The organism is Limosilactobacillus agrestis, assembly GCF_014145585.1.
Lineage (GTDB): Bacteria > Bacillota > Bacilli > Lactobacillales > Lactobacillaceae > Limosilactobacillus > Limosilactobacillus agrestis.
The window spans coordinates 1-331 of sequence record NZ_JACIVF010000020.1; the positions used below are offsets into that span (position 1 = coordinate 1).

The 331-nt window shown below is 49.2% G+C and carries 1 protein-coding gene; it reads left to right on the forward strand.

What is annotated here, in order from left to right; all coding sequences use genetic code 11:
* On the forward strand, positions 1-331 hold a 331-nt coding region (locus H5R88_RS01740; RefSeq protein WP_310735475.1), incomplete at both ends, for a hypothetical protein.

Genomic DNA, 331 nt, shown 5'->3' on the forward strand with positions numbered 1-331 from the left:
TTCGCTGGCACTTACTGAGGCACTTGTGGATTCGCTGGCGCTTACTGAAGCACTAGTTGATTCGCTGGCGCTTACTGAAGCACTAGTTGATTCACTTGCACTTACTGAGGCACTGGTGGATTCGCTAGCACTTACTGAGGCACTGGTGGATTCGCTGGCGCTTACTGAGGCACTAGTTGATTCACTGGCACTTACTGATGCACTAGTTGATTCACTGGCACTTACTGAAGCACTTGTGGATTCACTGGCGCTTACTGAGGCACTAGTTGATTCACTTGCACTTACTGAAGCACTTGTTGATTCGCTGGCACTTACTGATGCGGAAGTGGAT